This is a genomic window from Catenuloplanes niger (assembly GCF_031458255.1).
GTDB lineage: Bacteria > Actinomycetota > Actinomycetes > Mycobacteriales > Micromonosporaceae > Catenuloplanes > Catenuloplanes niger.
Window position 1 is genome coordinate 5162622 of the sequence record NZ_JAVDYC010000001.1, and the last position, 25626, is coordinate 5188247.

The 25626-nt window shown below is 73.2% G+C and carries 24 protein-coding genes and 2 pseudogenes; 9 read left to right on the plus strand and 17 right to left on the minus strand.

What is annotated here, in order from left to right; all coding sequences use genetic code 11:
• Nucleotides 1-12: 12 nt before the first annotated feature.
• Entirely contained in the window at nucleotides 13-1032 is a 1020-nt protein-coding gene (gene glpX, locus J2S44_RS22940) for a class II fructose-bisphosphatase (RefSeq protein ID WP_310417577.1), read from the minus strand.
• A gap of 175 nt (nucleotides 1033-1207) precedes the next feature.
• On the opposite strand from glpX, the gene J2S44_RS22945 reads away from it, so the two are divergent.
• The 3 genes from J2S44_RS22945 to J2S44_RS22955 all read left to right on the plus strand — a co-directional run bounded on the left by J2S44_RS22945 (nucleotide 1208) and on the right by J2S44_RS22955 (nucleotide 3527).
• A complete protein-coding gene (locus J2S44_RS22945) occupies nucleotides 1208-1768 on the plus strand; it encodes a DUF4245 domain-containing protein (protein WP_310417580.1) in 561 nt (186 codons plus the stop codon).
• A gap of 99 nt (nucleotides 1769-1867) precedes the next feature.
• Nucleotides 1868-2695, plus strand: a complete 828-nt coding sequence (locus J2S44_RS22950) for a hypothetical protein (protein WP_310417583.1) — start codon at nucleotides 1868-1870, stop codon at nucleotides 2693-2695.
• Between the two features lie 13 nt (nucleotides 2696-2708).
• Nucleotides 2709-3527, plus strand: coding sequence for a hypothetical protein (locus J2S44_RS22955; RefSeq protein ID WP_310417586.1), 819 nt, complete (start codon nucleotides 2709-2711; stop codon nucleotides 3525-3527).
• A gap of 175 nt (nucleotides 3528-3702) precedes the next feature.
• Here J2S44_RS22955 and J2S44_RS22960 read toward each other — a convergent pair whose 3' ends face one another.
• From J2S44_RS22960 to J2S44_RS22970, 3 genes and pseudogenes are all read right to left on the minus strand, one after another.
• Nucleotides 3703-3918 (minus strand): exodeoxyribonuclease VII small subunit, encoded by a 216-nt coding sequence (locus J2S44_RS22960; RefSeq protein ID WP_307243143.1) that lies wholly within the window; start codon nucleotides 3916-3918, stop codon nucleotides 3703-3705.
• Nucleotides 3919-4130: 212 nt separating this feature from the next.
• Nucleotides 4131-5294 (minus strand): annotated as a pseudogene (gene xseA / locus J2S44_RS22965) (exodeoxyribonuclease VII large subunit); the annotation flags it as partial.
• A 258-nt stretch (nucleotides 5295-5552) separates the two neighbouring features.
• The gene (locus tag J2S44_RS22970; RefSeq protein WP_310417589.1) at nucleotides 5553-6062 is read right to left on the minus strand and encodes a hypothetical protein; all 510 of its coding nucleotides are present in this window, start codon (nucleotides 6060-6062) and stop codon (nucleotides 5553-5555) included.
• Between the two features lie 86 nt (nucleotides 6063-6148).
• Between J2S44_RS22970 and J2S44_RS22975 the strand changes: the two genes are divergently transcribed.
• Nucleotides 6149-7123, plus strand: a complete 975-nt coding sequence (locus J2S44_RS22975; protein ID WP_445343962.1) for a 4-hydroxy-3-methylbut-2-enyl diphosphate reductase — start codon at nucleotides 6149-6151, stop codon at nucleotides 7121-7123.
• Here J2S44_RS22975 and J2S44_RS22980 read toward each other — a convergent pair.
• Entirely contained in the window at nucleotides 7083-8252 is a 1170-nt protein-coding gene (locus J2S44_RS22980; RefSeq protein WP_310417595.1) for a DNA recombination protein RmuC, read from the minus strand. The two genes, J2S44_RS22975 and J2S44_RS22980, sit on opposite strands and share 41 nt — an antisense overlap.
• Before the next feature lie 177 nt (nucleotides 8253-8429).
• Here J2S44_RS22980 and J2S44_RS22985 point away from each other — a divergent pair, with 177 nt between their 5' ends.
• From J2S44_RS22985 to J2S44_RS22995, 3 genes are read left to right on the plus strand one after another with little or no spacing between them, the layout of a single operon-like run.
• On the plus strand, nucleotides 8430-9191 hold the full coding sequence (locus J2S44_RS22985) for a hypothetical protein (protein ID WP_310417598.1): 762 nt from the start codon (nucleotides 8430-8432) through the stop codon (nucleotides 9189-9191).
• A gap of 45 nt (nucleotides 9192-9236) precedes the next feature.
• Nucleotides 9237-9965, plus strand: coding sequence for an MOSC domain-containing protein (locus J2S44_RS22990; protein ID WP_310417601.1), 729 nt, complete (start codon nucleotides 9237-9239; stop codon nucleotides 9963-9965).
• Between the two features lie 47 nt (nucleotides 9966-10012).
• Nucleotides 10013-10621 carry a hypothetical protein gene (locus J2S44_RS22995; protein WP_310417604.1) on the plus strand — a complete coding sequence of 203 codons (609 nt, stop codon included), beginning with the start codon at nucleotides 10013-10015 and terminating at the stop codon, nucleotides 10619-10621.
• A gap of 22 nt (nucleotides 10622-10643) precedes the next feature.
• Here J2S44_RS22995 and valS read toward each other — a convergent pair whose 3' ends face one another.
• The 3 genes from valS to J2S44_RS23010 are packed head-to-tail and all read right to left on the minus strand — an operon-like array spanning nucleotide 10644 to nucleotide 14319.
• The gene (gene valS / locus J2S44_RS23000) at nucleotides 10644-13181 is read right to left on the minus strand and encodes a valine--tRNA ligase (protein ID WP_310417607.1); all 2538 of its coding nucleotides are present in this window, start codon (nucleotides 13179-13181) and stop codon (nucleotides 10644-10646) included.
• A gap of 56 nt (nucleotides 13182-13237) precedes the next feature.
• Complete coding sequence (locus J2S44_RS23005) at nucleotides 13238-13819, minus strand: hypothetical protein (RefSeq protein WP_310417610.1); 582 nt, start codon at nucleotides 13817-13819, stop codon at nucleotides 13238-13240.
• Entirely contained in the window at nucleotides 13816-14319 is a 504-nt protein-coding gene (locus J2S44_RS23010) for a SigE family RNA polymerase sigma factor (protein WP_310417612.1), read from the minus strand. The genes J2S44_RS23005 and J2S44_RS23010 overlap by 4 nt, the downstream gene beginning before the upstream one ends.
• Before the next feature lie 126 nt (nucleotides 14320-14445).
• Between J2S44_RS23010 and J2S44_RS23015 the strand changes: the two genes are divergently transcribed.
• Nucleotides 14446-15210 (plus strand): DUF3152 domain-containing protein, encoded by a 765-nt coding sequence (locus J2S44_RS23015; protein WP_310417615.1) that lies wholly within the window; start codon nucleotides 14446-14448, stop codon nucleotides 15208-15210.
• A gap of 90 nt (nucleotides 15211-15300) precedes the next feature.
• Here the strand turns inward: J2S44_RS23015 and J2S44_RS23020 are convergent, their stop codons facing one another.
• The 4 genes and pseudogenes from J2S44_RS23020 to J2S44_RS23035 all read right to left on the minus strand — a co-directional run.
• The gene (locus J2S44_RS23020; protein ID WP_310417618.1) at nucleotides 15301-17187 is read right to left on the minus strand and encodes an ABC transporter ATP-binding protein; all 1887 of its coding nucleotides are present in this window, start codon (nucleotides 17185-17187) and stop codon (nucleotides 15301-15303) included.
• The gene (locus J2S44_RS23025) at nucleotides 17184-18866 is read right to left on the minus strand and encodes an ABC transporter ATP-binding protein (protein WP_310417621.1); all 1683 of its coding nucleotides are present in this window, start codon (nucleotides 18864-18866) and stop codon (nucleotides 17184-17186) included. The genes J2S44_RS23020 and J2S44_RS23025 overlap by 4 nt, the downstream gene beginning before the upstream one ends.
• Nucleotides 18867-19038: 172 nt before the next feature.
• Nucleotides 19039-19548 (minus strand): methylated-DNA--[protein]-cysteine S-methyltransferase, encoded by a 510-nt coding sequence (locus J2S44_RS23030; RefSeq protein WP_310417625.1) that lies wholly within the window; start codon nucleotides 19546-19548, stop codon nucleotides 19039-19041.
• A 776-nt stretch (nucleotides 19549-20324) separates the two neighbouring features.
• A pseudogene (locus J2S44_RS23035) lies at nucleotides 20325-21851 on the minus strand (AlkA N-terminal domain-containing protein); the annotation flags it as partial.
• A 225-nt stretch (nucleotides 21852-22076) separates the two neighbouring features.
• Between J2S44_RS23035 and J2S44_RS23040 the strand changes: the two are divergent.
• Nucleotides 22077-22475 (plus strand): hypothetical protein, encoded by a 399-nt coding sequence (locus J2S44_RS23040; protein WP_310417628.1) that lies wholly within the window; start codon nucleotides 22077-22079, stop codon nucleotides 22473-22475.
• Between the two features lie 127 nt (nucleotides 22476-22602).
• Here the strand turns inward: J2S44_RS23040 and J2S44_RS23045 are convergent, their stop codons facing one another.
• The 5 genes from J2S44_RS23045 to J2S44_RS23065 are packed head-to-tail and all read right to left on the minus strand — an operon-like array spanning nucleotide 22603 to nucleotide 25560.
• Nucleotides 22603-22917, minus strand: a complete 315-nt coding sequence (locus J2S44_RS23045) for a type II toxin-antitoxin system PemK/MazF family toxin (RefSeq protein ID WP_310417631.1) — start codon at nucleotides 22915-22917, stop codon at nucleotides 22603-22605.
• Nucleotides 22914-23165 (minus strand): hypothetical protein, encoded by a 252-nt coding sequence (locus J2S44_RS23050; protein ID WP_307243178.1) that lies wholly within the window; start codon nucleotides 23163-23165, stop codon nucleotides 22914-22916. The genes J2S44_RS23045 and J2S44_RS23050 overlap by 4 nt, the downstream gene beginning before the upstream one ends.
• A 48-nt stretch (nucleotides 23166-23213) precedes the next feature.
• On the minus strand, nucleotides 23214-23966 hold the full coding sequence (locus J2S44_RS23055) for a nucleotidyltransferase domain-containing protein (RefSeq protein WP_310417633.1): 753 nt from the start codon (nucleotides 23964-23966) through the stop codon (nucleotides 23214-23216).
• Between the two features lie 8 nt (nucleotides 23967-23974).
• A complete protein-coding gene (locus tag J2S44_RS23060; protein WP_310417636.1) occupies nucleotides 23975-24916 on the minus strand; it encodes a nucleotidyltransferase domain-containing protein in 942 nt (313 codons plus the stop codon).
• A gap of 2 nt (nucleotides 24917-24918) precedes the next feature.
• Nucleotides 24919-25560: a hypothetical protein gene (locus J2S44_RS23065; protein ID WP_310417638.1), complete on the minus strand. Its 642-nt coding sequence runs from the start codon at nucleotides 25558-25560 to the stop codon at nucleotides 24919-24921.
• Between the last annotated feature and the right edge of the window lie 66 nt (nucleotides 25561-25626).

Below are 25626 nucleotides of genomic sequence, written 5' to 3' on the forward strand. Positions count from 1 at the left end.
CCGGGCACCGGATCAGTCGGCCAGCGGGATCTCGCCGTTGAAGTCGATCGAGGAGTAGTGGGCCAGCTTCTCCAGCCGGTGGAACGAGTCGATGGTCCGGATCGTGCCGCTCTTCGACCGCATCACGATCGACTGGGTGTACGCGCCACCCGACCGGTAGCTCACGCCCTTGAGCAGGTCGCCGCTGGTCACGCCGGTCGCGACGAAGAAGCAGTTGTCGCCGGTGACCAGGTCGTCCGTGGTCAGCACCCGGTCCAGGTCGTGGCCGGCGGCCAGCGCCTTCTCCCGCTCGGCCTGGTCCTGCGGCCACAGCTTCGCCTGGATCTCCCCGCCCATGCACTTCAGCGCGCAGGCCGCGGTGATCCCCTCCGGCGTACCGCCGATGCCCATCAGCACGTCGACCTCGGCGTTCTCCCGGGCCGCGGAGATCGCACCGGCGATGTCGCCGTCCGAGATGAACTTGATCCGGGCGCCCGCGTGGCGGACCTCCTTGACCAGGTTCGCGTGCCGCGGCCGGTCCAGGATGCAGACCGTCACGTCCGAGACGCCGCCGCCCTTGACCTTGGCGATCCGGCGCAGGTTCTCCTGCACGCCCGCCTCGATGTCGATCACCGCGGCGTACTCCGGGCCGACCGCCAGCTTCTCCATGTAGAAGACCGCGCTCGGGTCGAACATCGCGCCGCGCTGCGCGGCGGCCAGCACCGCGATCGAGCCGGGCATGCCCTTCGCCATCAGCGTGGTGCCGTCGATCGGGTCGACCGCGACGTCCACCTCCGGGCCGGACTGGTCGCCCACGATCTCGCCGTTGTAGAGCATCGGGGCGTTGTCCTTCTCGCCCTCGCCGATCACCACCACCCCGCGCATCGAAATGGAGTTGATCAGCTTGCGCATGGCGTCGACGGCCGCGCCGTCCCCGCCCTCCTTGTCACCCTTGCCGACCCACCGGCCGGCGGCCATCGCGGCGGCCTCGGTCACCCGGACCAGTTCGAGCGCCAGGTTGCGGTCGAGATCCTGCGGAATGTTGGCGGTCATGCGGCCTCCTCGCTACGTTGCGGAGTCGGTCGATCGCCTTACGCTGTGCGTTGGGCGTCTTCACCCGATCCTGGCACGTTCCGTCCCCGCGGGGACAGGGTCGCCGGCAGTGGTGTCGGTCGCGCCCGGGTGTGCCGGATGACGGTCCACCGCCCGGATCCGTCAGGATGGTGACGTGGACGCGGACCAGAACAGCTCCTCCCCGGCGGCGGTACCGGCCCCGGCGGCCCGGCGCGAGCGCAACTGGAAGGACATGGTCCTGTCGCTGGCGGCCATCATGGTGCCGCTCGCGCTGATGGTCGCCTACTACCAGTTCTTCCTGGACGGCGCGGACCCGATCGCGCGTGACGTCACCCCGTCCGTGCAGTCCGCCCGCGCGTCCGGCGCGTTCCCGGTCCTGGTGCCGACCGGGCTGAGCGAGGAGTGGAGCGCGACCACGTCCAGCTTCGGCACGGTCGACGGCGGACAATCCCTGCGCATCGGGTACGTCAGCCCGTCCGGCGGCGCGGTCCTGCTGGTCGAGAGCTCGGTCCCGGCCGAGAGACTGCTCCCCGCGGAACTCACCACCGGCGCCCGCCCCGGAGCGCCGGTGACGATCGACGGACAGCAGTGGCAGTCCTACTCCGCCCGCGCGAACGAGACCGCGCTGGTCCTGCTCACCCCGGACCGCACCATTGTGATCGTCGGCACAGCCGACGCCGGCGAGCTGCGGGAACTGGCCGACAGCCTGGCCTGACGCCCCGGCAGCCCGCCGAAAAATCCCGAAAATCTGTCACACCCCATCGGTACGGTGCTCCCAGCTTTCTTCCAGCACTCTCTGATGGAGAAGTTCATAGTGAAGTCCTCACGGGGATTCCGGGCCGGCGTCGCCGGTCTCGCCGCGCTCGCGATCGCCCTCGGCGGCTGCGGGGCGGAGCAGTCAGCCGATCCGGCCGCCGCACCCGCGTCGGCCACGCCGCCGCCGATCCCGGCCGACCCGAAGGCCGCGCTCGCCGCGTCCGTCAACGCGATCAACGTCGACACCCACTACGCGTTCAGCGCCGAGTCCGCCGGGATGAAGACCACCGGCGTCGTGCACGGGCCCAGCCGGTCCATGGCGCTCACCTCGACGACGTCCGAGGAGCCCGCCTTCTCGCTGGAGCTCTATTACACCGAGCCCCGCGCCACCTACCTGCGGACCGACGTCTTCGCGGTCCTCGCCGAGGCGTTCGGCGCCGGGACCGGCGAGCTCACCCCGCTCGGCCTGGACGGCAAGAAGTGGCTGATGTTCGACCCGGACCGGGCCGAGGACTTCACCGGCATCTCCTTCGCGGACGCCGACCTGGCCGACGTCGCCGACCCGCTCGGCAAGGGCCTGGTCTCCGCCGAGCAGACCGGCCCGGGGCAGTACAAGGGCGTGGCCAACCTCTACGATCACACCCCCTCGGAGTACGTGCTGACCCAGGAGGGCACCGAGCCCGACGCGAAGCTCAAGACCGTGCCGTTCACCGCGACGCTCGACGACCGGGGCCGGCTCACCTCCGTCGTCTACGACCTCGGCGGCACGCCACTGACCATCACGATCTCCGAGTACGGTGCCGCCGCGGCGCCGGCCAAGCCGGCCGGCACCGACGTGGTCGAGGCCACCGACGAGACGTACGCGCAGCTCAACGGCAAGTCCTGAGGTGAATCCAGACATGCGTAAGTCAGTCACCGCGGTCACCGCGGCCGTCACGCTGTCGGCCCTGCTCGCCGGCTGCGCCAACCTCCCCGGCGGGAACGCCGCCGCCCCGGCACCCGCCACGTCCTCCGCGCCCGCGGTCGACCCGAAGGCCGCGCTGGCCTCCTCGTTCGCCGCGATGAGCGAGGGCCGGTTCGCCTACGACATCTCCTACGACCCCGGCATGGGCGGCACCGTCCTGGTCGACAACGAGACCGACTCGGTGCACGCCACGGTCACGATCGCCGGCGAGGCCGACGAGACGATGACGTTCGAGTACCACATCACGCCCGAGTTCCTGTTCATGAAGATGGACATGCGCCAGATCCTCGGCGACCTGGGTGGCGCCGGCCGGATCCCGGAGGGCCTCGACGGCCAGAAGTGGCTGCGCATCGACCCGGACCAGGCCGGCGGGCTCACCGAGGCGATGGACCAGATCGCGCTCGACCCGGCCTACGTGGAGCGCAGCATCCGGACGATCCAGCAGAACACCGCGCACACGTTCAGCGGCACGATGGACCTGACCGCGCTCAGCCCGACCAAGTTCGGCAGCCTGGACCAGGACCCGGAAACCAAGATCTTCGAGGACGCCGCGAAGAACGTGCCGTTCCGCGCCGAGACCGACATCGACAACCGCATCTCGGTCTTCACGGCAACCGTCAAGGTCGGGACCGAGCGGATGGCGATGACCATGACCTTCCGTGGCTGGAACGAGATCGGCTTCCCACCCGCCCCGCGCGCCGGCCAGTACGTCGACCCACCGGCCGGCTTCACCGGCACGGACATCACCACCTGATCCACCCCGGCGCGGACGGCCACCGGCCGTCCGCGCCGGTCGGCCTTACCGGGCGGCGGCTCCCCCTGCCGCCCGGCACGGCGCACGCCGAAGCCCGCACGCGTCAATGCGTGCGGGCTTCGGCGTGACGGCCCGGCGGGCCGAACGTGCTGTGTGTGCGAGCCTCGCGAGCCGGTTACTGCGTGCGGGCCTCGCGGGCGGCGTCGAGCTTGGCGCGGGCGCCGTCCAGCCAGCGCTGGCAGAGCGCGGCCAGTTCCTCGCCGCGCTCCCAGAGGGCCAGGGACTCCTCCAGGGAGGTGCCACCGGCCTCCAGCCGCTCGACGACGCGGCCCAGTTCCTCGCGCGCCTGCTCGTAGCTCATCTTCGGCGGCGTCTTCTGCTCCGTCGTCATGCACTGTCCTTCCGGGACTTCGCGGTCGTGGCCCGCTTCCGCTTCGCGGTCGTCTCCGGCGCCGCCGTGGCTTCTTGTGCCGTGGCCTCGCGCGCCGTGGGTCCTTGCGCCGCTGTCTCGCGCGCCGCTGTCTCGCGCGCCGCTGTCTCGGGCGCCGTGGGCTCGCCACTGCCGGTCGTGCCGCCGCCGGGGGCGGAGGCGTGGTCCGGGGTGGTGACGACGGCGGGGAGGGAGCCGGTGGTGAGGCGGATGGTGAGGGGGGTGCCGGGGGCGGCCTCGTCGGGGGTGCGGATGACGTGGCCGTCGGCGGTGCGCTGGACGATGGCGTAGCCGCGCTGGAGGGTGGCGGCGGGGGAGAGCGCGCGGAGCCGGGCCAGCGTGTGGGTGAGACCGGTGGTCGCGGTCGAGATGCGGTGGCCCAGGGTGCGCTCGGCCCGGTCGCGGAGGGCGGTGACGTCGGCGGCGCGCTGGTCGAGCATGACGTGTGGGCGGGCCAGGACCGGGCGGGAGCGCCAGGCGTCGATGCGCTGGGACTCGCGGTCGAGGCGGTGGGTGACGGCGCGGTCCAGGCGGTGGCGGGCCAGAGCGATCAGGCGCTGCTCCTCGGTGAGGTCGGGGACCAGGCGTTTCGCGGCGTCGGTGGGGGTGGAGGCGCGCACGTCGGCCACGTAGTCGAGCAGCGGCGTGTCCTCCTCGTGGCCGATCGCGCTGACCACGGGGGTGCGGGCGGCGAAGACGGCACGGCACAGCGCCTCGTCGGAGAACGGCAGCAGGTCCTCGACGCTGCCGCCGCCGCGGGCGATCACGATGACGTCGGTGCCGGGGTCCTCGTCGAGCACCTTGAGCGCGTCGAGGATCTGCGGGACGGCGGAGACGCCCTGGGTGGCGACGTTGATGACCCGGAAGTCGACGCCGGGCCAGCGGCGGCGCGCGTTGGTCAGCACGTCGCGCTCGGCGGCGGACGCGCGGCCGGTGATCAGGCCGATGCGCTGCGGCAGGAACGGCAGCCGGCGTTTCCGCTCGCGGGCGAACAGGCCCTCGGCGCCGAGCAGGCGCTTCAGCTTCTCCAGCCGGGCCAGCAGCTCGCCGAGCCCGACCTGACGGATCTCGTCGGCCCGGAAGCTGAGTGTGCCGCGAGCCGCGTAGAACTCCGGCTTGGCGCGGAGCACGACGCGGGCGCCCTCGGACAGTTCGGGCGCGCCGACGCTGAGCACCTCGTGGCTCGTGGTGACGGTCAGGCTGAGCTCCGCGGCGGGGTCGCGCAGCGTGATGAAGACGGTGCCGCTGCCCGGGCGCCGGTTGATCTGCGCGACCTGGCCGTCGACCCAGACCCAGCCGAGCTTGGCGATCCAGGCGCTGACCTTCTGACTGACCACCCGGACCGGCCACGGCTCCTCCGCCGTGCTGGCGCCGGGCGCACCGGCGGCACCGGTCGCACCGGCGCCGTTGCGTGGCGCGGTGCCCGTCGTCGGTTGCGGCCCGGTCTGTGTCACCCCCACACCCTAGAACCCACCCCTGACATTTCCGCCCGCCCGGGTTCGTGGTGACCACCCACGGTCCTGACAGGGAGGAGCGCCGGCGACGACCGGTGCCCGCGGGAGCGTGCGGAAGGTGACCCGCCGGAAGCGGGTACATCAGCGTCTGGAGAAGCGGACCACGAGTGTGACCAGGGCCGCGACCGCGAGGCTGCAGTAGGCCCAGAACAGCAGGTCGGCGGTCGCGTATCCCCAGTCGGGACGGACCGGCACGTCGGCCAGCGCGGCGCGTGCCTCCGCGACCGTCTCACCCGGCGCGGTCCAGTGCACCGCGTGCAGCGGGTAGCCGCGGCGCAGCGTGTAGGAGAACGCGGCCATCGAGCCCTGCTCGCGCACCAGCAGCGACAGGCCGGTGCCGGCCAGGCCGCCGAGGATCGCGGCGAGCAGCGTCCAGCGGTGCAACACCCGCCAGCGGGTTGCGTAGAGCAGCAGGGCGCCGCCGAGCAGGTAGCCGGCCGCGAGCACGACGAGCCGCGGGTTGGCGACCGAGGTGACGGACATGAAGATCAGCCAGCCGCCGGCGAGCATGCTGAGCAGGGCCAGGCTGCGGCGGAGCGCGATCGGGAGCGCCGTGCCCAGTGCGGCCAGTTTTCCCTGTTCGTCCGGCATGAGGCTATTTTGAGCCCCGGCGGAATCGGTGTGGGGCAGAACGCACGACCGCGGGACTCGGCGCCGAGGTGCGTACCATGGCGGATGTGAGCGAGACGAGCCGTAAGCGGGTCCTGCTGGCCAAGCCGCGTGGCTACTGCGCGGGTGTGGACCGGGCGGTGCAGACCGTCGAAGAGTCACTGAAGCTCTACGGTGCCCCGATCTACGTCCGGAAGCAGATCGTGCACAACAAGCACGTGGTCTCCTCGCTGGAGGCCAAGGGTGCGATCTTCGTGGAGGAGAACGAGGAGGTGCCGGAGGGCGCCACCGTCATCTTCTCCGCGCACGGCGTGGCCCCCACGGTGCACGAGTCCGCGAAGGCGCGGAACCTGCGCGCGATCGACGCGACCTGCCCGCTGGTGACGAAGGTGCACCACGAGGCCCGCCGGTTCGCGGCCGAGGACTACGACATCCTGCTGATCGGGCACGAGGGGCACGAGGAGGTCATCGGTACGGCCGGTGAGGCCCCCGCGCACGTGCAGCTGGTCGACGGGCCGGACGGCGTCGACAAGGTCACCGTGCGTGACCCCAGCAAGGTGGTCTGGCTGTCCCAGACCACGCTCTCCGTCGACGAGACGATGGAGACCGTGGCCCGGCTGAAGACGAAGCTGCCGCTGCTGGTCTCGCCGCCGAGCGACGACATCTGCTACGCCACCTCCAACCGGCAGCACGTGGTCAAGGAGATCGCGCCGGACTGCGACGTGATGATCGTGGTCGGCTCGACGAACTCGTCGAACTCGGTGCGCCTGGTCGAGGTCGCGCTGCAGTACGGCGCGAGGGCCGGCCACCTGGTCGACTTCGCGCACGAGATCCAGGACGAGTGGCTGGTGGGTGCCACCACGGTCGGCCTGACCTCCGGTGCCAGCGTGCCGGACGATCTGGTGATGGACGTGCTGAAGCACCTGGCGGCGCGCGGCTTCGGCGAGGTCGAGGAGATCCTCACGGCGGAGGAGCGGCTGACGTTCTCGCTGCCGCAGGAGCTCAAGCGGGATATGAGGAAGGCCGCTCTTCAGAGCTCGTGACCAACTCCGGCGCCTGCGGCTGACGCGGCGCCACCTCGATCTGCGCGGGCGTCTCCAGCGGAGTGCGGGAGACGCCCAGGTCGGCCAGCTTGCGCGCACTCACCAGCACGCGCGACTCCAGCGACCCGACCGCCCGGTTGTAGGCCGACACCGCGCCCTCGAGTGAGGACCCGAGCTTGGTCACGTGGTCGCCGAGCGTGGACAGCCGGCCGTAGAGCTCGCGCGCCACGCCGTGCACGATCGTCGCGTTCCGGGTCAGTTCGGAGTGCCGCCAGCCGTGCGCGATGGTCCGCAGCAGCGCCATCAGCGTGGCCGGCGTGGCCAGCACGACGTTGCGCGCGAACGCGTGCTCCAGCAGCATCGGGTCGCGCTGCAGCGCCGCGTCCAGGAACGTGTCGGCCGGCACGAACAGCACCACGAAGTCCGGCGTGTCGTCGAACGCGGCCCAGTACGACTTCGCGGCCAGCGCGTCCACGTGCCCGCGCAGGTGCCGGGCGTGCGCGTCCAGCGCGGTGTCCCGGCTGCGCTCGTCCCGGGCCTCCATCGCGGTCAGGTAACCCTCGAACGGCGCCTTCGCGTCCACCACCACGGTCCGGCCGCCGTGCAGCCGCACCACCAGGTCGGGCCGGACCGTCGCGGTGTCGGTCGCGGCGGTGACCTGCTCGGCGAAGTCGCAGTGCTCCAGCATGCCGGCCGCCTCGACCACCCGACGCAGCTGGTGCTCGCCCCACCGGCCGCGCACCTGCGGCGCCCGCAGCGCGGCGACCAGCTGCTTCGTCTCGGTCCGCAGCCCGCCGGCGACCGTGTTCATCGCCCGGACCTGTTCGCGCAGCTCCGCGTACGCGTCGACGCGGTCGTGCTCCAGCTCGGCGACGCGCTGTTCGTAGCGGCGCAGCGCGTCGTGCAGCGGCGCGACCGCGCGGGCCACCGCCTCCTGGGACTGCGCGGTCGACTCGAAGGACAGCGCGCGCAGCGACGCCTCCAGCCGTTGCTCGCCGTCGCGGGTGGCATCCAGCGTCGCCTCCAGCCGGGCCAGGTCGGCGGAGGCGCGTGAGCGGGCCAGCAGCCAGCCGAGCGCGCCGCCGGTACCGAGACAGACGATCACCACGACCACGGTCGAGAGCTCCATCCATCGAGGATGCCGCAGTGCGCGCCGCGCGCCGGTGACCGCCACGGCGGCGATCCGAGAAATGATCACCTTGGCGCCCCGGTCGTCCGCTCCGGGCCGGAGCGGACGCGTCGCACAGGAGATTCACAGCGCGGGTGACCTGAGCAGCGCTCGCATATCGGAGCTACCGTTCATTTCATGGAGTTCGTGCTGGTGCTGGTGCTGGTCGTGATGATCGGCGGTTTCGTTTTCTACTGGCAGCGATCGAGCGCGTCCCGGCGAGAGCGTGAGCTGGCCGACGCGCGCGCCGAGGCCCAGCGGTGGTACGAGCGGCTCGGCGGCCAGGTGATGAATCTGCACGGCGACGACCCCGCGTCCCGGCAGGCACTCGCGGACGCGTCCGAGCGCTACAACGCGGCCGGCGGCCAGCTCGACCAGGCCCGCACGGTCACGCAGTTCCAGCTGGCCCGGGAGACCGCGCTGGAGGGCCTGGCCTACATCCGGGCGGCCCGCGTCGCGATGGGCATCGACCCGGGGCCGGAGGTGCCGCAGCTCGCGGCCGCCCGCGGCGCCGGGACGCTGACCAAGGAGCGCGAGGTCAGCGTGCAGGGCCAGACGTTCAAGGCGGGCCCGCACTCCGGCCCGCAGACGCCGTACTACTACCCGGGCGGCCGGGTGAACGGCCGTCCCGTCCCGCAGGGGTGGTACTCGACGCCGGTCTGGAAGACCGCGCTCGGCACCGCGGCCGGCGTGGTCGGCGGCATGCTGATCTTCGACGCGCTGTTCTCGCCCGCGTTCGCGGACCCGGGCATGGCCGGTTTCGACGAGGGCTACTCCGACGGCTACCAGGAGGGCTTGGAGGACGGCGGCGGCGCCGAGGCCGACGGCGGCGGGTTCGACGGCGGTGGCGACTTCGGCGGCGGTGACTGGGGCGGCGGTGACTTCGGGGGTGACTTCTAGGCGCGCCGGTTGACAGCCTCACCCCGGCTCGACAGGGTGGGGCTGGTGACGCACGGGATCGAGGTCGGCAGGGTCGCCGCACTGTGGCGCTACCCGGTCAAGTCGATGGCCGCGGAGCCGCTGGACCGCGCGGACCTCGGGTGGTTCGGCCTGGCCGGCGACCGCCGCTGGGCGTTCGTCCGGGACCTGCCCGCGCGTAACGGTTTCCCGTGGCTGACCATCCGGCAGCGGCCGGACCTGCTGCACTACCGCCCGTGGCTGACCGAGCCGGACCGGCCGGACGCGTCGCCGGTGCAGGTCACCACGCCGTCCGGGGAGAAGCTCGACGTGGACGACCCGGTGCTCGCGGCCGAGCTGGGCGACGGCGTCCGGGTGATGAAGGTCGACCGCGGCCTGTTCGACTCCGCGCCGCTCAGCGTGCTCAGCACCCAGTCGGTCGACGCCCTGTCCCGGCTGCTCGACGACGCCGAGGTCGACCCGCTGCGGTTCCGGCCGAACCTGCTGATCGAGGCCGGGGACACCGCGCCCGCGTTCCCGGAGGAGGCGTGGATCGGCGCGACGCTCACCGTCGGCGGCGCCCGCCTGCACCTGGACCGCCGGGACAAACGCTGCATGATCGTGAACGTGGATCCGGTGACCGGGCGCCGCGACCCGGGCATCCTGCGCGCGATCGCCGGGCAGCGCGACGTGTGCTTCGGCGTCTACGCCTCGCCGGTCGAGCCCGGCCCGGTGGCGGTCGGCGACCCGGTGGTGCTGACCGTTCCGGAACGGTAGGGCCAGCAGGATGGCCCCGGCCGCCACGACTTGGCAGAGTCGGCGGCGTGACTCATCCCCGGTACATCGCCGCGCTCTCGCTCGGCGTCGCGTTGCTCGCGGTCATGGTGTCGAACCTGGTCTGGGACGACACCGGCCGCCCCTGGGCGAACGCGATCCTGATCCCGGCCGCGCTGATCGCCGCGTCCGGTGTGGTGTTGCTGACCCGGGGCCGCGGCGTCGCGTTCCTCGGCTACCTGGTGCTCTGCGCCGGCCTGATCATCGGTACGGTCGGCGTGCTGCTGATCGCGAAGCGGATGGGCTGGGGCTGGCCGCTGATGGTCACGCTGCCCTGCCTCGCGGTCGCCGGCACCTACCTCTGGGCGCCGGGCCACCCGGTCGCCCGCGCGCTGCACCGCACGGTCGCCGGCCTGGCGTTGCTCGGCGCCACCGTCGGCCCCGCGTTCTTCGCGTTCCGCGCGGACCTGCCCGGCTGGCCGGAGCGCTGGTGGGCGCTGTACATGATCGCGGCCGGCGCGGTGGTGCTGGGCAACGCGCTGGAGCTGACCCGGCACCGGATCGGCTACCGCCTGCAGGGTGCGACGCTGCTGGGCGGCCCCGCGCTGGTCACGGTGCTGCTCGGCGTCCGGTTCCTGACCGGGGCGCTGCCGCTGTAGGACAGCGCCCCGGCCGGGCCGGTCAGAAGGCGCAGGCGATGACCAGATCGGGGGTACGGTCCGGCAGCCGGTCCAGCTTCGCGATGTGCGCGGCGGCCCGCAGGTCGCCCTCGACCAGCGCGAGCCGGTCCAGCACGTCCGCCGGGCCGAGCGCCTCGGCCAGCGGGACCTCCGCCTTCATCGACAGCTTGCGCTCCGACTTCGCGCGCCGCACCTGGGACAGCGCGTCACCGGCCAGCCGGAGCAGCGCCGGGTCGCCGTCGGCCGGCAGTTCGTGCACGGTCGGCCACGGCGCGCGGTGCACCGAACCGTACCGCCACCAGGACCACGCCTCCTCGGTCGCGTACGGCAGGAACGGCGCGAACAGGCGCAGCTGCACCTCGAGCGCGATGGCGAGCGCGGCCCGGGCGGAGACCGCGGCCGGCCCGTCCCCGTACGCGCGCTCCTTGACCAGCTCGATGTAGTCGTCGCAGAACGTCCAGAAGAACGTCTCCGCCGCGGTCAGCGCACCCGTGTGGTCGTAGCCGTCCAGCGCGTCCGTGGCGGTCCGGACCACGGCCGACAGCGCGGTCAGCATCGCCCGGTCCAGCGGCTGGTCCGGCGTCTCCCGCGGCGCGCCGGCCGCGCCCAGCCCGAGCACGAACTTGGACGCGTTCAGGATCTTCGTCGCCAGCCGCCGGCCGACCTTGATCTGGCCGGGGTCGAACGCGAGGTCGGTGCCGGGCCGCCCGCTGGCCGCCCAGTACCGCACCGCGTCCGAGCCGTGCTGTTCGAGCAGCGCGATCGGGGTGACCACGTTCCCCTTCGACTTGGACATCTTCTTGCGGTCCGGGTCCAGGATCCAGCCGGAGAGGACGGTGTCCCGCCAGGGCAGCACGCCGTGCTCCAGGTGCGACCGGACGACCGAGGAGAACAGCCAGGTCCGGATGATCTCCTGACCCTGCGGCCGCAGGTCCATCGGGAAGACCCGGGCGAACAGGTCCTCGTCCCGCATCCAGCCGCCGACGATCTGCGGCGTCAGCGAGGACGTCGCCCAGGTGTCCATCACGTCCGGATCCGCCACGAAGCCACCCGCGCGTCCACGGTGAACTTCGACATAACCGGGCGGACACTCGGAAGAGGGATCAATCGGCAACGCGGACTCGTCCGGTGTGAGAGGGTTGTCGTAATCCGGCTCGCCAGCGTTGTCGAGCCGGTACCAGACCGGGACCGGCACGCCGAAGAACCGCTGCCGGCTGATCAGCCAGTCCCCGGTCAGGCCGCCCACCCAGTGCTCGTAGCGGTGGCGCATGTGGCCCGGCACCCAGTTCAGCTCGCGCCCGCGGGCCAGCAGCTCGTCGCGCAGCCGCGCGTCCCGGCCGCCGTTGCGGACGTACCACTGCCGGGTCGCGACGATCTCCAGCGGTGACTCGCCGTTCTCGTAGAACTTGACCGGGTGGGTGATCGGCCGCGGCTCGCCGACCATCTCGCCGGACTCCGTCAGCAGCCGGACGATCTCCTTGCGCGCCGCGTTGACGGTCAGGCCCGCCAGCTCGCCGTACGGCTCCCGGTCGAGGCCGTCGGGCAGCAGCCGGCCGTCACGGCCGATCACGACGCGCGTGTCCAGCCGCAGCTCACGCCACCAGGTGACGTCCGTCAGGTCGCCGAACGTGCAGACCATCGCGATGCCGGTGCCCTTGTCCGGCGCGGCCAGCGGGTGCGCGTGCACCGGGACCTCGACGCCGAACAGCGGCGTGGTGACCGTGCCGCCGACCAGGTCGCGGTACCGGTCGTCGTCCGGGTGGCAGACCAGCGCGACGCACGCGGGCAGCAACTCCGGGCGCGTCGTGTCGATCAGGACGTCGCGCGGACCGTGAAAGACCAGCCGATGGTACGCACCCGGCCGCTCCCGGTCCTCCAGCTCCGCCTGCGCGACCGCGGTGCGGAACCCGACGTCCCACAGCGTCGGCGCGTCCGCCGTGTAGGCCTCGCCCCGGCGCAGGTTGCGCAGGAACGCGCGCTGCGACGCGGCCCGCGCCGCCTCGCCGATCGTGGTGTATGTCAGCGACCAGTCGACGGACAGCCCGAGCCGCCGCCAGAGCGCCTCGAACTCCTGCTCGTCCTCCGCGGTCAGCGACGCGCACAGCTCCACGAAGTTGCGCCGCGAGATCGAGACCGGGTGCTTGCGGGCCTCCGCGGGGATCGGCCGGGCCGGCGGCGTCCACGCCGGGTCGTAGGGCAGCGCCGGGTCGCACCGGACCCCGAACACGTTCTGCACCCGGCGCTCGGTGGGCAGCCCGTTGTCGTCCCAGCCCATCGGGTAGAAGACGGTCTTGCCGCGCATGCGCTGGAACCGCGCGACCGTGTCGGTGTGCGTGTACGAGAAGACGTGGCCCATGTGCAGCTCGCCGGATACGGTCGGCGGAGGCGTGTCGATCGCGTACACGTCGGCGCGGTCCCTGGACCGGTCGAACGCGTACGTCCCCTCCTCCTGCCAGCGGCGCGACCAGGTGTCCTCGAGCCCGTCCAGCGACGGTCGCTCGGGGACGCCGGCGCGTGCGAAACGCTCCGTGTCCGTCATGCGCCAAGGGTACGGCCGGCCGCCGCCGGACCCCAGCGGATTTGGTGACGTGCCGGTCAGCTCGCGGCGGACAGGTCCCGCACCACCGGGTCACCCACCGGCGCCGCCGGGAACCAGAAGACCACGATGGACGGATCGCCGCTCCACGGCCACAGCCGGGCGTCGTGCAACTCGCCGTCGACCCGGCCGCTGATCCGGTCCGCGCGGCCCACGTGATAGCCGAAGACCGCGCCCGTCTCGCCCGGCACGGTGAACACGTGGAAGCCCGGCGCGCGATCCGACACCGCCTCGTCCTGCACGACGAACGACGCGCCCATCGCCCAGCCGGTCCGCAACCGCAACCGGCCGGCACCGGCCGGCTCCAGCGTGAAGGCCCGGCCGTCCGCGGCGCCGGTGCGGATCATGACGTCGGCGGCCGGGGTGGCGGCCACGACCGTCGGGGGCGGCGCCGGCGACCGGTACAGCACCGGCACCGCGGCGCCCACGGCCAGGACCGCCGCGACCGCGCCCGCCACCGTCAGGCGGCGGCGCCGGCGCAGTCGCCGTCCCTTCGCGACGATCACGCCGAGGTCCAGCGATCCCGCCGCCGCCCCGAGCGGCTCGCGCAACTCCCGGCGCAGGGCCTCCAGGTCCGTCACGACAGCCCTCCCTTCAGTGCGGGCTCGCCGATCCGCGAGCGCAGCTTCTGCAGCGCCCGCGCGTTCATGCTCTTCACGGCGCCGACCGTGATGCCCAGCTCCTCCGCGACCACGACCTCGGTCAGGTCGAAGTAGTGCCGGAGCACGATCACCGCCCGTTCCCGCGGCGTGAGCAGCGCCAACGCGTCGGCCAGCCAGCGGCGCCGGGTCACCTCGCCCGCCACGTCCGTGGCGTCCGGCCGGTCGGGCAACTCCGCGGTGGCGTACTCCCGGATCGGCCGCCGCCAGCCGTCCCGGACGTGATTGACCAGGACCGCCCGAGCGTACGCGTACGGGTCCTGGCGCCGGATCCGCCGCCACGCCGCATACGTGCGGACCAGCGCGGTCTGCGCCGCGTCCTCGGCCCGGTGCCGGTCGCCGGTGAGCAGGAAGGCCGCGTGCAGCAGCCGCCCCGACGCGCCCTGGGCGAACTCGGCGAACTCCCGGTCTCCCCGTCCCACCGTCACCCCCTTCGTCGCTGCCCATGACGGACGAGCCCGGCGAAAGGTTGCCGGTTCCGCCACTCAACTTTCGCGATCTGCCGACCGTCAACCGGGCAGCACAACAGGACGACGGGAGTATCGCTCGTGTGGAGAAAGACGCTGGTCACGGCGCTGTGCGCGATATCGGTGAGCGGCTGCGCGACCGCGGTGCCGGCGGCGCCCCCGTTCTCGCCGGCGCCCCCGTTCTCGCCGGCGCCGGTCGCGACCGTTCCGCTGCCGCTGCCGTCGGAGCTGGAGGAACCACCGGAGATCACCTTCCCCGGTGACGGGCCCGGCCGCTGGCGGACCGCCGACGGTCCCGGCGAGACCGCCGGCCGCGCCGGGACGCTGCTGCGCTACCGGATCTCGGTCGAGGAGGGCATCGAGGGCGTCACCCCGGAGCAGTTCGCGGACGAGGTCGCCGCCGTGCTCGCCGACGACCGCAGCTGGATCACCGGCGGCCGGTGGCGGCTGCGGCGGGCCGGGCCGGCGGACCGTCCGGACTTCACGGTCTTCCTGGCCACGCCCGGCACCCGCGACCGGCTCTGCGCGATGGGCGCCGACCGCTACACGTCCTGCCGCAACGGCGACAGCGTGGTGCTCAACATCGCCCGCTGGACCCACGGCGTCCCGCACTGGCGTGAGCCGCTCGCCGAGTACCGCGCCTACCTGATCAACCACGAGATCGGGCACCGGCTCTTCCAGGGGCACGAGCTCTGCCCGGAGCCCGGCGGGCCGGCGCCGGTCATGCAGCAGCAGACGCTCGGCCTGCACGGCTGCACCCCCAACGCCTGGCCCTACCCCAACGGCCGCGACCGCCTGGCCGGCCCCTCCGGCGCCTACGACGACCCGCTCCCGACCGACCGCTAGAGCGGGTCGACCGAGCCCTGCATCGACGTGGACGGCCGGGCTGCGGCTCCTGGGCCGCGCCCCGCTCCGACCCCCACGTCGATACCGGGCCTAGATGAGGGACTCGCGCCACTGCTGGTGGAGGGCGGCGTAGCGGCCGCCGGCGTGGATCAGGGCGGCGGGCGGGCCGTCCTCGATGACGCGGCCCTCGTGCAGGACCAGAACCCGGTCGGCGATCTCCACGGTGGAGAGCCGGTGCGCGATGACCAGCGCCGTGCGGTCGGCGAGGATGGTCCGCAGCGCGCGCTGGACCAGGCGTTCGCTCGGCACGTCCAGCGCGGACGTGGCCTCGTCGAGGATCAGCACCGCGGGATCGGCGAGGAACGCGCGGGCGAACGCGACCAGCTGCCGCTGACCGGCGGAGAGCCGGCCGCCGCGCTTGTGCACGTCGGTGTCGTACCCGTCGGGGAGCCGGCGGATGAACGCGTCGGCGCCGACGGTGGCGGCGGCGGCGCGGATCTCGTCGTCGGTGGCGTCCGGGCGGCCGAACCGGATGTTGTCCGCGATCGTGCCGGAGAAGATGTGGTTCTCCTGGGTGACCATCACGACCGCGCGGCGCAGCTGGGCGTCGGTGAGGTCGCGCAGGTCGACGCCGTCCAGCCGGACCGTGCCGCCGGTCGGGTCGTAGAACCGCCCGACCAGCTTCGCGATCGTGGACTTGCCGGCGCCGGTCGCGCCGACCAGCGCCACGGTCTCGCCGGGCGCGAGCCCGACGTCCAGCGCGGGAAGCACCACCTTGCCCGGCCGGTACGCGAACTCGACGCCGCGCAGTTCGACGCGGCCGGGCGGACGCCCGGGCGGCAGCGGGTGCGGGTGGTCCGGCTCCGGCACGGACGGCTTCTCGTCGAGCACCGCGGCCAGCTTCTCCAGCGCCGCGGTCGCGGACTGCAACGCGTTGTAGAACTGGCTCAGCTCCTGCATCGGCTCGAAGAACCGGCGCAGGTAGAGCAGGAACGCGGCCAGCACGCCGACGTCGGTCTGCCCGCGCATCACCTGCCAGCCGCCGTAGGTGAGCAGCACCGCGATCGTCACGTTCCCGATCAGCTTGATCACCGGTGAGTAGATCGCGATCAGCCGGTACGCGTGCAGCGTGGCCCGGCGGTTCTCGTCGTTGATCCCGGCGAAGATCTCCTGGTTGCGCGGCTCACGGCGGAACGCGTGCACGGCCCGGATGCCGCCGAGCGACTCGCCGAACCAGACGATCAGCAGCGTGACCGCCTCGCGGCTGCGCCGGTAGGCCAGCGACGACGCGCGCGCGAACCACCGCGAGATGAGCAGCAGGAACGGGAACGACAGCAGCGTGACCAGGGCCAGCGGCACGTCCAGCCAGAGCAGGATGCCGGCCACCGACAGCACCGAGAGACCGGCCAGCACCAGGTCGTTGATGCCGCCGTCGAAGAGCTCCGCGATCGAGTCCATGTCGCTGGTCAGCCGCGCCACCATCCGGCCGGACGTGTACCGCTCGTGGAAACCGACGCTGAGCCGCTGGAACGTGTCGTACACGCGTTGCCGCAGGTCGTACAGCACGGACTGGCCGATTCGCGCGGAGAGCAGCAGGAACGCGCGCTTCGTGGCGTACTCGATCAGCGCGGCGCACAGGAACGCGGTGCCGAGGACCATCAGCGGGCGGATGTCACGGTCGGTGGCCAGCGGCGGGATGCCCCAGTCGATGATCAGCATGACCAGGAACGGGCCGGCCATACCGGCCGCGTTCTGCAGCAACAGCAGCGCGACGGTGACGCCGAGCATGCCCCGGTGCGGGCGCAGCAGGTCACCGAGCAGGCGCCGGCTGCGGGACCGCAGCCGCAGCACCGCGCGTTCGTCCGGGGCCTCGGCCGCGGCCCGCTCCGCGTCCTCCTCGACGGCCCGGCCGCGCCAGGCCCGGCGGTCGGCGGGCCCGCCGACGCGGGCCCCGTCGGCGCCGACGCTGCCGCTCATGAGCCGTGCGCCGGGGTGGTCTCGGCGGCCAGCACCGCGCGGTACGTGGGCACGGTCGCCAGCAGCTCCGAGTGGGTGCCGACGGCCGCGATCCGGCCGTCCGCGAGCAGCGCGACCCGGTCGGCGAGCGCGATCGTGGACGGGCGGTGCACCACCAGCAGCGCGGTCGTGCCCTTGAGCACCCGGGCCAGCGCGTCGTCGACCAGCGCCTCGGTGTGCACGTCGAGCGCGGAGAGCGGGTCGTCGAGCACCAGCACGTGCGGCCGGGCGAGCACCGCGCGGGCCAGCGCCAGCCGCTGCCGCTGCCCGCCGGACAGCGACAGGCCCTGCTCGCCGATCCGGGTGTCCAGGCCCCAGGGCAGCTCGTACACGTAGCCGGCCTGGGCGACCGCGAGCGCGTCGGCGATCTGCGCGTCGGTGGCGCCGGGCGCGCCGAGCGTGATGTTCTCCCGGACCGACATGGAGAACAGCACCGGCTCCTCGAACGCCACACCGACCAGCCCGCGCAGGCAGTCGAGCCGGATGTCGCGCAGGTCGGTGCCGTCCAGCGTGATCCGGCCGGCGGTCGCGTCGTACAGCCGGGGGACCAGCGAGACCAGCGACGTCTTGCCGCTGCCGGTCACGCCGACGATCGCCATCGTCTCGCCGGGCCGCACCTCCAGGTCCACGCCGCGCAGCACCTGCTGGGTGGTGCCGGGATAGCTGAAGTGCACGTCGTCGAAGACGACCCGGCCCGGCCCCGGCTCGACGGTGCGGGCCCGCGGCGTGTCGGTGACCGCGGGCCGGGTGTCCATCACCTCGAAGACACGGTCGGCCGCGGTCATCGACTCCTGCCCGTTCGCGATGATCCAGCCGAGCGACTCGACCGGCCAGATCAGCAACAGCTGCAGCGACGCGAACGCGACCAGGCGGCCGATGGTCAGCTCGCCGCCCGCCACCGCGATCGAGCCGACCACCAGCACCACGGCCAGCGTCAGGTTCGGCACCAGGTCGAACTTGGCGGACGCGCGGGAGAGCAGCCCGGCCTTGTCGATCGCGATGTCCCGCAGCTCGCCGATCTCGTCCGCGAACCGCCCGGCCATGAACCGGCTGCGCCCGTAGGACCGGATCGTCCGCAGCCCGACCGCGGTCTCCTCGACCAGCGTGGCCACGTCGCCCTGCTGCTCCTGCAGCGCCCGCGACGCCCACAGGTAACCGCGCGCGAACTGCCGGGCGAAGACGAACAGCGGCACCGCGCTGGCGGCCACGACCAGCCCGAGCGGCCAGTAGAGCCGCAGCAGCATCGCTATCACCGTCACGTAGGTGATCGTGTTGACCACCAGGTAGATCAGCCCGAACGACAGGAACCGCCGGATCACGCCGAGGTCGCTGGTGGCCCGGGACAGCAACTGTCCGGACTGCCACCGGTCGTGGAACGAGACCGGGAGCCTCTGCAGGTGCGCGTAGAGGTCGTCGCGGATCGCCGCCTCCAGCCCCACCGCGGCGGCCGCGTGCGTCCACCGCCGGATGAAGATCAGCAGGGCCTCGACCACGCCGAACAGCAGGGCCAGCGCACCGAGCAGCAGCAGCCCGTACGCGTCACCACGCGCGACGGGACCGTCCACGACCCGCTGCACCACCAACGGGACGGCCAGGCTCGCAGCGGTTCCGCCCAGCCCGGTCAGGAGCAACCAGAGCATCTGCCACCGGTACGGGTGGAGGTAACGCCTAATTCGCCATAAATTCCGTGCCGGATGGCGGCGCGGGCCGCCACTCAGAGTCCAGTGGCGATCACGCTGCACACAGTGACGGTAGCAACTGCGTCGATGTCTGACCCGGTGGAGGGTTGCTCACTCCTGTCCGCATTCCGGCTCATTGATGTGCTTCGTGGTCAAGCAGCCACTGCTTGACCTCCAGCCCCCACCGGTATCCGCCGAGCGACGTGTCCACCCGCAGCACCCGGTGACAGGGCACGAAGAACGCCACCGCGTTCCGCGCGCAGGCCGCCGCGGCCGCCCGGATCGCCGCCGGCCGCCCCGCCATCTCCGCGAACCGCGTGTACGTCACCGGCTCGCCCGCCTTGATCCCGCGCATCACCTCCCACGCGTGCGTCATGAACGCTCCGCCGGAGTACTGCTGCACCGGCACGTCGTCGATCGCGGTCAGGTCGCCGTCCAGGTAGGACGCCACCCGCGCGGAGACACCGCCCAGCTCCGCGCGTTCGCGGAGCGCGACGCCGGCACGCAGGCTCGGGTGGATCAGCGCCACCAGCCCGGGCACGTCCGCGGTGAAGCCGGTCGCGCGCACCCGCCCGTCCGGCCCGGCCACGATCGTCAGCGGTCCGGCCGGCGTCACCGTCGTCGCATGGTCCAGTGTGGTCATGATGATCTCCTCGGATCTCAGGTCGGGGTGCCGGGGACAGCACCCGGATCAACGCTCTCGGCCGCCGCCGTCGGTCGCGCTCCCGCGCCGTCCCGCCGCCGCCCGGCCACGCGACCCCCGACAGCCACCGCGACGTTCCGGGAAGAGGCCACGCCCTCGCCGATCACCACCGCACCAGCTCCGGCGGACACCGCGGTGGTCCCGGCAGACGCCTCGGTGGTTCCGGCAGGGACTCCCGTGGTTCCGGCAGACACCGCTGTGGTTCCGGCGGTGACCGCTGTGGTTTCGGCGGTGACCGCCTCGGTGGCATCCGCGGGGATCGCGGTATCTGCGGGAATCGCGGTGGCATTCGGGTGGATTGCGGTGGTTTCGGACGACACCGCAGTGGTTTCGGCAGAGATCTCGGTGACACCGGAAGCCGTCGCAGCGACCGCGCACGCAACCGCGTCCGTGGCACTCGTGCCCGCCGGGCTTGCGTCTGTGCCCGCCGGAGTTCCACCTCCGCCGTTGTGGCGTGCGGCCGTGGTGGCCGGACGTGTCCTTGCTGCGGTGGCGGGGTTCGCGGCGGTGTCCGTCTTGGGTGGGCCCGAGCTCGCGGCCGGACCTGCCGCCGCCCGGGTCCGGGGCGGGGGTGGGGTGGCGGCGGTGGCCGGGTGGGGGGTCGCCGCGGCGGCGCGCCACAGGCGGATCAGGGCGTAGGAGCGCCACGGGCGCCACTGCTCGGCGCGCGTGGCCAGTGCGGCGGGGGTGTGTGGCAGGCCGAGGGCCTGGGCGCCCTTGTGGGCCGCGAGGTCGGTGGGGAGCAGCACGTCCGGGTCGCCGAGTGCGCGCAGCGCGACATAGCCGGCGGTCCACGCGCCGATGCCGGGCAGCGCGGTCAGCCGTGCCGTGATCTCCGCGCGGTCGCTGCCCGGGTCGAGCACCAGTCCGTCCGCGACGGCGCGGGCGAGCGCGCGCAGCGTCTCCCGTCGCGCGGCCGGCATGCCGAAGGCGTCGTCCGGGAGCTCCAGCAGCCGCTCCGCGCCGGGGAAGGGCACCAGTCCCGCCGAGCCGCCGATGACCGGACCATCGGACGCCACGCCCCCGTCGAGCACCGTGTCGTCGAGGACCATGCCGCCGAGGACCGTGCCGCCGTCCGGCATCGGGATGGCGGTGGATGCCGCGTCGGCGGCGGCGGGATCGGGCGGTGCGGGAACGGCGGCCGGACGGGTGCGGGCGGTCCGGGGGCCGGATGCGGGCAGGCCGGCCGCGGCGCGGATCAGGCGGGTGAGGACCGAGCGGGCGGAGGCGACCGAGACCTGCTGGCCGACCACCGCGCGCACGGCCATCTCGAAGCCGTCCACCGCGCGCGGGACGCGCACGCCCGGCTCGTCGGAGACGGAGGGTGACAGGTAAGCGTCGGCGTCGAGCGTGCCGTCGATCGCGTCCGGGTCGGCGTCGAGGTCGAGCAGCCGGCGGCAGCGGGCCACGGCCGGTGCCAGGTCGCGCATGTCGGCGACCCGCAGCGTGGCCGCCACGTAGCCGTCGCGCGGCGTCAGCTCCGCGATCGCCGGGCCGTGCGGCAGGGACAGCGCCCGCCGGTACGTCGTCGCGCTCGCCTCCTCCACGCCGGGGAGCGCGCGGGCGGCCAGGAAATCGAGCAGCGCGGGGGCGTGCAGCGGCGCGCGGTAGGACAGCCGGACGTGCACCACGCCGGGACCCGCGGGCTCGGCCGGGCCGGGCAGCGCCCACGCCGTGCGCTGCCGCCGCGACTCCCGCAGCTGGGACGGGCTGGCGTCGAACACCGCCTGAATCGTCTCGTTGAACTGCCGCACGCTGCCGAAACCGGCCGCGAACGCGATCTCGGTGAGGCTCAGCCCGGTGGTCTCGATCAGGATGCGCGCGGTCTGCGCGCGCTGTGCCCGGGCCAACGCCAGCGGACCGGCACCGACCTCGGCCACCAGCAGGCGCTGCAGGTGACGCTCGGTGTAACCCAGGCGGCGGGCCAGGCCGGGCACGCCCTCGCGGTCGACCACGCCGTCGCCGATCAGCCGCATCGCCCGGCCGACCGCGTCGGCCCGCGAGTCCCACTCCGGGGAGCCGGGCACCGCGTCGGGGCGGCACCGGCGGCAGGCGCGGAAGCCGTTGCCCTGGGCGGCCGCGGCGGACGGGTAGAACCGGACGTTCTCCCGGCGGGGCGTGACGGCCGGGCAGGACGGGCGGCAGTAGATGCCGGTCGACGTGACGGCCGTGAAGAACCACCCGTCGAACCGCTCGTCGCGGCTGTCCACGGCCCGGTAGCAGCGCTCGAAGTCCAACTCCACGCCCCCGATCCTGCCCCCGCCGCCGGTACCGTGGCTCGCGGGTTTCGGACATCACCGTGACCGATCGGCCGGTCGGTGCGGTGCGGCGGCGCGGGCCGGACCGGGCCTCGCCACGTCGACCGGGCGTCCTCGGCCGCGACGTCACCCGGGTGGTGGGCGGACACCGGGCGGTTCTGAGTATCGACACTCAGGGCCGTGACCGCGCGCGGCGGCATGATCGTCCACATGAATGGCAAGCAGGTGTTTCTCGGTGCGGTCGGCGGAGCCGCCGTCTTCGCGATGTCCTGGTTCGTCCCGGCCGGCGTGCTGTTGCTGCTGAACGTCACGCTGTGGGCGGACACGGTGGACGCGAACATCGGTGCCGGCCTGCTGCTGCTGGCGATCCCGGCCGCGGTGGTCCCGCTCGGGCTGTGGGCGCTGCTGCGCCGGCTGGGCGTACCGGGCGCCGCCGTGATCGGTGCCGGCGGCATCGCGGTCTACGTGGCGACCGTGACGGTCGGAAGCGACCAGGTCGTCCTGGACCCGCTCTACCTGACCGGCGCGATCGGCACCGGCGCCTTCCTGATCTACGCGGGCCTCGCGGCCGTGCTGGCCGGAACGATCGCAAACCGGCGTAACGCGTGACACCGGACCGCCGTAACGCGTGACACCGGACCGTCTCAAGACGTGACACCGGGGCGGGAAACGGGTCCGGGCGGTGGGGGCCGCTCGGACCCGCCACACCCGAAACCGTATCGACGAACAGTTGTTCCTAGAGCTCGAACAGGTCGCGCAACGCCTCGTTGAGCCGGACCAGGCTGGCCCCGGTGACCATCCCGACCTTCTCCGCGCCCGCGCTGGCCGGCAGCCGGCGCATCCGGTTCACCACCACCACGCCGGAGAGCGGGTCCGCCTCGGCCAGCGGCACCGCGAACGGCGGCAGCTCCGTGGTGCCGCGCTGACGCACGATCGGCGCGCAGAACGGCGCGGCACTGGGCCGCTCGTTGTGCGAGTCCCCGGACAGCACCACCACCCGGTACCGCAGGTCGCTGCGGCCCCCGATGGTCCAGATCTCGCCCCGGTTCACGCGGCGTCGGAGAGGTCGTTCCAGTTGGTCTCGAGCTTCTCCGCCAGACGGTCGAAGCCGTCCAGCTCGTCGCGGACGTCGGGGTTGGCGGTGAGCCACTCCTCGTGGCGCCGGGCGGCCTGTCGCAGCGCCTCACGCCGGGCCGCGCGGTCCAGCCAGGCCGCCAGCGTGAGACCCTCCTCGGCCGCGGCCTTCCGCGCCCGGGCCAGGGTGTCCGCCCTCAGGCCGAGGATCACCTTTTCCGCCATACGGCGATCGTACGCGCGCCCGGACCTCGGCGAGAACGGCAGACCCGGTCAGCCGGTACGAAGTCGGACGAGAAGGTCGTGCACGGCGTCCTCGGCGGCCGGGCGCTCCGGCAGCCGGGTGGCCGCGCGCGCCTCCTCCAGCGCCGCCTCGAGGGTGCCGAGGTCGCGGTCCACGGCCGGGGACACCAGCCCGGCCGCGGCCCGGTGCTCGCCGGCCGCCTTCGCCGCGACCAGCTCCGCCAGGTAGCCCGGCGCCTCCGGCACCAGCCCGGCCAGCGTCGGCAGGTGCGCGTTCAGCTCACCGGACCGCATCAGGTGCAGGCCGGTCAGGTACGCCCGGAACGTGTAGAGCAGCGGTTTCAGCTCGCCGGACTTCGCGTACAGGCGGTGCTGGGTCTGGGCGAAGCCGCGGTAGTGGTGCGCGTGGTGGCGGGTGACCGTGCCGGGCGCGAGCGCGCGGAGTTCCTCGTGTGCCGGTGAGCTGGACACCACGATCGGCGACAGCAGCTGCTCCAGCACGTACCCGTTGCGGCTCAGCAGCAGCCGGAAGAACTTGAACGCGTCGTGGGTGACCAGGTCGATCTCCGCACCGTCCTGTTCCCACGCGGTGTCGACGGTGGCCCGGCCGGTGCGCAGCCCGACGACCTCCTCGAGCGGCAGCAGGTGCGCGCCGCGCAGGTCGACGTCCGAGTCCCGGCTCGGGAACCCGTAGAGGTGCGCGCCGGAGACGGTCACGAACAGCAGCGGGTACGGCTGACCGGCGGTGATCGCGCGCAGCTCGGCCAGGTCGAGCGTCGTCATGTCCCGGGTCACCGCAGTGCCTCCGCCGCGCTGCGCGCCCGCACCGACCGCAGCCAGGCGTCCACCCGGTCCACGTCCGGCCCGGCGGGCAGCGGCGTGTGGTCCAGCGCGTCGTCGATCTGCGCGTGCAGCGACAGCCGCCAGGTCTCCACCTCCGGCCAGGGGCGCTCGCCGCGGCGTACCCGCAGCAGGCCTTCGCGGTGTTCGCCCGCGTCGGTCCGGAACTCACCGGTGGTCAGCACGTCCCGGGCGGCGAGCAGCAGCCGGAGCAGGTGCATCACGTGCTTCCAGCGGGGCTCCCCGTCCCGGCGCAGGTCCGCCTCGATCTTCTTGAACTGGCTCAGTACGTACCCGGAGTAGGTCTGGTACACGAGCTGGGACAGGAACGCGCCGCGCAGTTCCAGCAGTTCCGCGCCGAGCGGCGTGATCGTCTCCACCAGCGGTGAGTGCAGCACCTCGAGCAGGTTCGGGTTCGCCTTCAGGGCCAGCTCGCAGAACCGCTCGACCTCCCAGGAGAAGTGCTCCGGCGCCGGCCCGTCCACGTGCGGCGGCGGTTTGCGCAGCGACCAGAACGCGTCCGCCGGCGCCGCGTAGACACCGCGCACGTCGGTGTCCGACTCCTCGGTGTCCAGGCCGAACGCGCGCGAACCGACCACCGCGGCGTAGATCGTGTGATCCGTGACGAACCGGTGGTCGGCCGACGTCGACGCGCCGCCCCGCGGGCGGTCGCCGACGCCGATGTCCCGCTGGTGCGCCCGGCGGAGCGCCAGCTCGCCGCGGCCCGCGGCCAGCTGCCGGCCGTCGGACAGCCGGACCAGGTAGCCGCCGGACTCGGAGTCGCCGACGACGCGGCCGGTCGCGCCGCGCTGCACCCGCGCGCCGGCCAGGTCGACGGAGGCCTCGCGGAGCACGACCTGGGTGCCGCCGGGCAGGCGCGGAGAGTTCGTCATGGTCAGGCGATCGTACGTTCGCCCCGGGTGAACCCGGCGCCGGACCAGGTGAACCGGTCGGTGACGGTCAGCGTGCCACCGGACGCGTTGTCGTCCTTCTGCTGGAACGCGCGCGAGGTGACCACGACCGTACCGTCGTCGATCAGGATCTTCTTGACCCGCAGGCCGCGCTCGTCGACGCCGTCCGCCTGGCTGAGCAGCACGCCCAGCCGTCGCCACTGACCGGCCGGCGGCGCACCGTCGTAGGCGTGGACCACGGACGGCCAGCTCGACGTGGAGCCGGTGCAGGCCGCGGCGACCAGCACGTCCGGCACGCCGTCGCCGGTCAGGTCCCGGTTCACCAGCGGACCCTGCTCCACCGGCAGCGCGGCGGCGGGGCACTCGAGCGCGGCGGCCAGCGCGGACTTCCAGTCGCCGGAGCCGGTCTCACCCGGCGCGGGTGCGGGCGCGGCACCGGACGACGGCGCGGGCGCGGCGCCGGACGGCACGGGTGCGGCGCCGGACGGCGCGGCGGTCGCCGGTGCGGCCGGGCTCACCGCGCCGGTGGGCGACGGCGCCGGTCCCTTCGCGGTGTCGTCGCCGCTGTTCGTGCAGGCCGTGAGCGTCAGTACCGCCAGTGCGAGCGCGCCGAGCCGCTTCACCATGTGGATGCCTCTCCGTGTGTCGTCCGGTTCCGGTACCAGCTGCACGCCTCAGACCCACGGTCGGTT

What these genes read in the sequence shown, in the direction of transcription:
- glpX (WP_310417577.1), bottom strand. Translation starts at nt 1,032, where the DNA reads ATGACCGCCAACATTCCGCAGGATCTCGACCGCAACCTGGCGCTCGAA.
- J2S44_RS22955 (WP_310417586.1), top strand. Translation starts at nt 2,709, where the DNA reads ATGCGTAAGTCAGTCACCGCGGTCACCGCGGCCGTCACGCTGTCGGCC.
- J2S44_RS22960 (WP_307243143.1), bottom strand. Translation starts at nt 3,918, where the DNA reads ATGACGACGGAGCAGAAGACGCCGCCGAAGATGAGCTACGAGCAGGCG.
- J2S44_RS22970 (WP_310417589.1), bottom strand. Translation starts at nt 6,062, where the DNA reads ATGCCGGACGAACAGGGAAAACTGGCCGCACTGGGCACGGCGCTCCCG.
- J2S44_RS22980 (WP_310417595.1), bottom strand. Translation starts at nt 8,252, where the DNA reads ATGGAGCTCTCGACCGTGGTCGTGGTGATCGTCTGTCTCGGTACCGGC.
- J2S44_RS22985 (WP_310417598.1), top strand. Translation starts at nt 8,430, where the DNA reads ATGGAGTTCGTGCTGGTGCTGGTGCTGGTCGTGATGATCGGCGGTTTC.
- valS (WP_310417607.1), bottom strand. Translation starts at nt 13,181, where the DNA reads ATGACGGACACGGAGCGTTTCGCACGCGCCGGCGTCCCCGAGCGACCG.
- J2S44_RS23020 (WP_310417618.1), bottom strand. Translation starts at nt 17,187, where the DNA reads ATGAGCGGCAGCGTCGGCGCCGACGGGGCCCGCGTCGGCGGGCCCGCC.
- J2S44_RS23025 (WP_310417621.1), bottom strand. Translation starts at nt 18,866, where the DNA reads ATGCTCTGGTTGCTCCTGACCGGGCTGGGCGGAACCGCTGCGAGCCTG.
- J2S44_RS23030 (WP_310417625.1), bottom strand. Translation starts at nt 19,548, where the DNA reads ATGACCACACTGGACCATGCGACGACGGTGACGCCGGCCGGACCGCTG.
- J2S44_RS23040 (WP_310417628.1), top strand. Translation starts at nt 22,077, where the DNA reads ATGAATGGCAAGCAGGTGTTTCTCGGTGCGGTCGGCGGAGCCGCCGTC.
- J2S44_RS23050 (WP_307243178.1), bottom strand. Translation starts at nt 23,165, where the DNA reads ATGGCGGAAAAGGTGATCCTCGGCCTGAGGGCGGACACCCTGGCCCGG.
- J2S44_RS23055 (WP_310417633.1), bottom strand. Translation starts at nt 23,966, where the DNA reads ATGACGACGCTCGACCTGGCCGAGCTGCGCGCGATCACCGCCGGTCAG.
- J2S44_RS23060 (WP_310417636.1), bottom strand. Translation starts at nt 24,916, where the DNA reads ATGACGAACTCTCCGCGCCTGCCCGGCGGCACCCAGGTCGTGCTCCGC.
- J2S44_RS23065 (WP_310417638.1), bottom strand. Translation starts at nt 25,560, where the DNA reads ATGGTGAAGCGGCTCGGCGCGCTCGCACTGGCGGTACTGACGCTCACG.